The 6,284-nt window shown below is 69.9% G+C and carries 3 protein-coding genes (1 of these 3 only partly in view); all 3 read left to right on the top strand.

Translation table 11 applies throughout. The annotated features are described in order from the left end of the window. The first annotated feature begins 65 nt into the window (after positions 1-65). Tightly spaced (at most 10 nt apart), the 3 genes in view from SACAZDRAFT_RS03850 to SACAZDRAFT_RS03840 form a layout consistent with a single transcriptional unit that may run on beyond the window. Entirely contained in the window at positions 66-1,154 is a 1,089-nt protein-coding gene (locus SACAZDRAFT_RS03850) for an adenine nucleotide alpha hydrolase family protein (protein WP_232286356.1), read from the top strand. Between the two features lie 10 nt (positions 1,155-1,164). Beyond that, a complete protein-coding gene (locus SACAZDRAFT_RS03845; protein WP_005438878.1) occupies positions 1,165-3,846 on the top strand; it encodes a type I polyketide synthase in 2,682 nt (893 codons plus the stop codon). Then, a protein-coding gene (locus SACAZDRAFT_RS03840; RefSeq protein ID WP_082245290.1) for a non-ribosomal peptide synthetase crosses the window boundary here: on the top strand, positions 3,843-6,284 show its start. 22,281 nt of this gene lie beyond the right edge of the window; the window shows 2,442 of its 24,723 coding nt (coding positions 1-2,442); its start codon is at positions 3,843-3,845; its stop codon lies beyond the right edge, outside the window. The genes SACAZDRAFT_RS03845 and SACAZDRAFT_RS03840 overlap by 4 nt, the downstream gene beginning before the upstream one ends.

The following is a 6,284-nucleotide window of genomic DNA, read 5'->3' as shown; positions in this document are numbered from 1 at the left end:
AGGACGGACGGGGTCTATCAATGCAACGCTGCCGCGTGTGTGCGCTCGCCGAAGGTCATCCCGGCGTGACGCTGAGCTCCGACGGGGTGTGCAACATCTGCAAGCTGGACATCGGCGCCGAGCTGCTGGCGAACTTCACCTACACCAACCAGGTGTACGAGGAGTTCACCAACGCCGGGCCGAACCCGCACGGTGACTACGACTGCCTCTTCATGTACAGCGGCGGCAAGGACAGCACCTACATGCTGGACAAGTTCGTCAACACCTACGGCAAGCGGGTGTTGTCGTACACCTTCGACGTTCCCTTCGAGAGCGCGCACGCGGCCGAGAACATCCGGCTCGCGCAGGAGAAGATCCCCGCCACGTTCGTGCTGGACTCCGACGACGACAACATCAAGACGATGATGCGGGACGTCTTCAACCGGTCCGCACCGTCGAAGCCGGGCAAGTACCTCGACGAGAAGCTCCCGTGCGTCTCCTGCCGCACGTTCTTCGTCATCAGGGCGATCCTGTACGCCTACACCCACCGCATCCCCTACATCGTCCTGTGTGCCGACCCGCAGCAGATTCTGACGATGGAGTCCAACGTGCGGGAGGTCGTCCGGGGCTTCTACGAGACCTTCGGGGAGAAGCTCACGGAGGAGCTGTTCGACGGGGCCGTCGAGGAGATCCTGTTCGCCGAAGACGAGGAACTGCCGAAGATCGTGTTCCCGTTCATCGCGATGCGCTACCGCTACGACCCCGACCAGATCATCGCGGAGCTGAGGGAGAAGGGGCTCTACGACTCGTCTCCGATGGAGACCCACTGCACGTTGTTCCCGCTGCTGAACTACTACTCGTTCAAGCACTGGGGTTGCATGTTCTACAAGCTCAACGCGTCCAGTCACCTGCGGTCGACCCGACGCAACGAGAACTTCAGCCGCTCGACGTTCAGTATCAAGTTCCCCCGGGCCGCCAACATCGCCGACATCGAGGACCGGCTGAACGTGGTGGTCATGGACATCGCGGAGGGGCGCGGCGACACGGCCGCGCACGAGGCCGAGCTCGTCGATCTCTTCCAGCAGCTCGGATCCGGTGAGGACGCCGCCCGGTTCGTCGCGCGCGGCTTCCTGGACATGCACACGATCGCCGCCGACATCGGCATCAAGCTGTAGGGAGCGCGAGATGCAGTACGAGTACGAGATCGCCGAGACCGACATCGCGATCATCGGGATGGCGTGCCGGTTCCCCGGAGCGGCGACCGTGCACGAGTTCTGGGAGAACCTCCGCTCCGGCGTCGACAGCGTGACGTTCTTCTCCGACGACGAGCTGCGTGCCGAGGGCGTTCCCGACTCCGTCCTCGCCGACCCGAATTATGTCAAGGCGGGTCAGGTGCTGTCCGGAGTCGATCGGTTCGATGCGGACTACTTCCGCATTCCCCACGACGAGGCGGAGATCCTCGATCCGCAGCACCGGCAGTTCCTGGAGTGCTCGGTGGAGGCGTTGGAGGACGCGGGCTACGACCCGGGTCGGTTCCCCGGTCGGATCGGCGTCTACGCCGGTGCGGGCATGAACACCTACCTGCTGTCCAACCTCGCCGACCGCTACCACGCCTCCTCGGCTGTCGGTCACTACCGGTTCATGCTGGCCAACGACAAGGATTTCCTCGCGACCAGGGTGTCGTACAAGCTGAACCTGCAGGGCCCGAGCGTCAACGTCGGCACGGCGTGCTCGACGTCGCTCGTCGCGGTGCACCTGGCCGGGATGGGGCTGCTGTCCGGGGAGTGCGACATCGCGCTGGCGGGCGCGGTGCACGTGAAGGTGCCTCACCGGCAGGGGTATGCCCACCAGGAGGGGATGATCTTCTCTCCGGACGGGCACTGCCGTGCGTTCGACGCGAAGGCGCAGGGCACCGTGATCGGCAGCGGGGTCGGGGTGGTCGTGCTCAAACCGCTCGCCGAGGCCGTCGAGGACGGCGACGTCGTCCACGCGGTGATCAAGGGCTCGGCCGTCAACAACGACGGCGCGGTGAAGGCCGGGTACACCGCCCCGAGTGCGGCCGGACAGGCCGCGGTCGTCACCGAGGCGCTGAGCACAGCCGGATGTCCTCCCGAGAGTGTGTCGTACGTCGAGGCCCACGGAACCGGGACACCACTCGGCGACCCGATCGAGGTGGAGGCGCTCTCGGAGGTGTTCGCCGAGCACGCGCCCGGGCGGTGCGCGCTGGGGTCGGTGAAGACCAACGTCGGCCATCTCGACACCGCGGCCGGAATGGCGGGGCTCATCAAGACGGCCCTGATGCTGCGCCACCGAACGCTGGTGCCGAGCCTGCACTTCGACACGCCCAACCCGGACATCGACTTCACGGCGGGCCCGTTCCGGGTCGTCACCGAGCCGAGGGAGTGGAACGACGGGAACGGCCCGTTGCGGGCCGGGGTCAGCTCGTTCGGTATCGGCGGAACCAACGCCCACGTCGTCCTGCAGGAGGCGCCGGTGCCGGACACGGCGCCACCCGCTCGCGAGGCCGAGCTGCTGGTCCTCTCCGCCCGGTCCGAGAAGGCCCTCGACCGGCTGGCCCGGTCGCTGAGCCGGTACCTGCGCCGCCATTCCGACCTGGAGTTGGGTTCGGTCGCGCGCACGCTCGCGGTCGGCCGGGCGACGCACGCGCACCGCCGCGCGTTCGTCTGCCGGAACACCCGACAGGCCGCGAAGACGCTCGCCCTGGCCACGCCGGGAAGCGGGCGATCCGGGGCGGTGCACGGCGACGTGGCGTTCGCCTTCCTGTGCGGAGGCGAGCCGGACAACGAGCTGTTCCTCGGGCTCCACGGCACTTTTCCCGTGTTCCGCGACGCCGTCGACGAGTGTGTGCGTGCCCTCGGGACTCGCGTGGCGTCGGCGACGTCCCTGCTGGGTGGTGAGGGCGCGGTGGCATCGGTCGCCGGTCAGTACGCGCTCGCGAAGCTGTGGGAGAGCTGGGGCCTGCGACCGGACGCGGTGGTGGGCGAGGGTGCGGGCGAGCTGGTGGCGGGTCACCTCGCGGGCGTGCTCGATCTCGACGCCGTGCTCACCCTCGCGTGGAGCCGGGACTCGGGAGGCGGGTCCGTGCCCGACATCCGGGCCGGACAAGCACGCATTCCGGTGGGTGTGGACGGACGGTGGCTGACACCGGACGAGCTCGCCGACCCGCGCACCTGGGCCACGGCGTCGAGGACGGCGGACGGGGAGCACGTCCGCGACGTCGAGAGTCTGCTGAGCGACGCCGGGCTGTCACCGGTGCCGGTGTGCCCCGGGCGGCCCGGCGACCCCGCGCTCGATCGCTTCCTCGACGCGGTCGGCGACCTGTGGTGCCGAGGTGCGGAGATCGACTGGACGACGTGGTACGGACCCGCGCAAGCCCGTCGTGTCTCACTGCCCACCTACCCGTTCGAGCCCACTCGCCACTGGGTGGACGCGCCACGTCTCACCGCCGACGCACCGGCCGGCTCCGGGAGCACGTCGTTGCGGCACCGGATCGATGCTGCCGAGCCCGCCGAGCGGCCGGAGATCCTGTGCCGGTTCCTGCAGAAGGAGATCTCGACGGTCCTCGGCAGGGCGGACAGCGGCGATCTCGACCCCGACGCGAACCTCTTCGAGCTGGAAGTCGACTCCCTGATCCTGATCGACATGACCGCCCGGTTGGGTACCGAGCTCGGGATCTCCGTGCCCTCCTCGGCGTTCATCGAACACCCGACCGTCAACGCGTTCGTCGCGAGCCTCGCTCGGCAGCTCGGCATGTCCACGATCGACGCCGGTCCCCAGGACGAGGACCGGCTCACCGCCCGGACCTCGCGCCGGGCCGCTCGAATCGAGAACGAGGGGGTCCGGTGACGGCGAACCGACCGAGAATCGGTGGGGACCAGCGCGCCGCACTGGTCCGGCTCCTGCGTGAACTCGGCCTTGGTGCGGCAGGGCCGCAGGCCGAGCGGGCCGACGCTCTCGACGAGAGACACGGCACCACCGGCGGCGCCGAAGACACGGAAGGCATTGCCGTCATCGGCCTGGCGGGCAGGTATCCGGGGGCGGACACGCCGGAGGAGCTGTGGGCGAACCTCCGGGCCGGACGCAGCAGCATCGCCGAGGTCCCGCAGGACCGCTGGGACGTCGACGCGCACTTCGACCCGTCCGGGGCCGACCCCGTGAAGAGCTACAGCAAGTGGGGCGGGTTCCTGACCGATGTGGACAAGTTCGACCCGCTGCTGTTCCAGATCTCACCGACCGTGGCCGAGAACATGGACCCCCAGGAACGGCTGTTCCTGGAAACCGTGTGGTCGACGCTGGAGGACGCGGGATACCCGCCTCGACGGCTGGCCGAGGACAACCCCGTCGGCGTGTTCGCCGGGCTGATGAACAGCAACTACGAGTGGATCGGCGGCGAGGCGAGTGCCCTTGGGGTGCACACCGACGCGCACACCGACCACTGGTCGGTGGCCAACCGCGTGTCCTACGTCTTCGACTTCACCGGGCCCAGCCTCGCGGTGGACACCGCGTGCTCGGCGTCGCTCACCGCGATCCACCTCGCCTGCGAGAGCATTCGGCGTGGTGAGTGCCCGGTCGCCGTGGCCGGCGGCGTCAACCTGATCCTCCACCCGAAGCACCTGGCTCTGTACTCACGGCGCTCGATGATCTCCCACGGCGACCGCTGCAGGAGCTTCGGATCCGGTGCGGACGGGTTCGTCGCCGGCGAGGGCGCGGGCGCGGTGCTGCTCAAGCCGTTGCGACACGCGGTGGCCGACGGCGACCGCATCTACGGCATCCTGCGGGGTTCGTCGATCAACGCGGGCGGCAAGACGGTCGGGTACACCGTGCCCAGCCCGTCCGCGCAGGCGAAGGTCATCGAGGACGCGTTGCGCGCCGCCCGGATCGAGCCGGACCGCGTCGGCTACGTCGAGGCGCACGGCACCGGAACTCCCCTCGGGGACCCCATCGAGATCGCCGGTCTGCGCACCGCGCTCTCCGGGCAGGGCTCCGGGGAGACCGCGGCCGAGTGCCCGGTCGGGTCGGTCAAGTCGAACATCGGGCACCTCGAGTCCGCGGCCGGCATCGCAGGGTTGACCAAGGTGCTGATGCAGCTCCGGCACGGGCAGATCGCGCCCTCGCTGTACTCGGAGGAGCTCAACCCGGAGATCGATTTCTCGGGGTCGTCGCTGGTCGTGCCCCAGCGCCTCCGTGACTGGCCACGCCCGCGCGACGCCGACGGGGTCGAGCTCCCCAGGGTGGCCGGGGTGAGCTCGTTCGGCGGTGGCGGAGCGAACGCGCACCTCGTTGTCGAGGAGTACGTGCCCGAGGCCGATCGGGCGCCGACGCCCGATCGCGGCCCGCAACTCGTCGTCCTGTCGGCGCGGACGTCGGAGCGGCTGCGTGTCTATGCCGGGAAGCTGGCGGATTTCCTCGACGACGCGCTCGCGGTGGACGAGGCCCTGCTTGCACGGTGCCGGAGCGAGTGCGTGCGGATGGCGTCGCGCGTGCTGCACGTCGCGCCCGAGGACGTGGACCCGGACGTCGCCCTCACGGACCTCGGGGCGGATGCGGCGCAGCAGGTCGCCCTCGCGGACCTGGTGCGGGAGCGGTTCGGGGTGCGGGTGCCCGGGGCTTTGGGCCTGTCCTCGCCCGCGGAGCTCGGTGATCGCATCGCGCGCCGGCTCACGGCCGAGGACCCGGCGCTGTCGCTCGCCGACCTGGCCTACACCCTGCAGACGGGCCGCGAAGCGATGGCCGTCCGCCTCGCCTTCGTGGCGAGCGGCCTGGCCGAGGCCCGCGATCGGCTGCGCAACTATGCCGACGGTGACGACAACGGCGTGGACGTCGGTGACAAGGCCGACCGGGAGCACCGTGTGGCCGCCGACGAGCTGGAGCGAGCGGTCGCCGACCGCGACGTCGCGGCGCTCGGCGCGCACTGGGTGCGCGGCGCCGTGGTCGACTGGTCTCGCCTGCACGAGCAGCCGTGGCCCCACCGCATCGCCCTGCCCACCTACCCGTTCGCCCGGGAGCGGTACTGGATCCCCGACCTCCCGGCCACCGCCCGGACGACGAGTAGCGATGTGCCAGCGGTGAGCCCGCAGGCCGGTCGGGCACCCGACTACTACCGTCCGGTGTGGACTCCTTCGACGGCGGAGGTCACGGAGTTCCCGGACCCCCGCACGGCTGTGTCGTCGCGCCGCGTCGTGATCCTGACCGGCGGGCGCTGGCCGTGGCTGAGCGAGCGGATCGCCGAGTGCCATGCGCATGCCGGCGTCGTGGTGCTGCGCGCGGACGAGGAGGTCGACCCG

Origin of the sequence: Saccharomonospora azurea NA-128 (assembly GCF_000231055.2) — a bacterium.
GTDB classification, from domain to species: domain Bacteria; phylum Actinomycetota; class Actinomycetes; order Mycobacteriales; family Pseudonocardiaceae; genus Saccharomonospora; species Saccharomonospora azurea.
The sequence above is the reverse complement of the archived record's forward strand: the minus strand, read 5'-3'. Positions and strand labels throughout refer to the sequence as shown.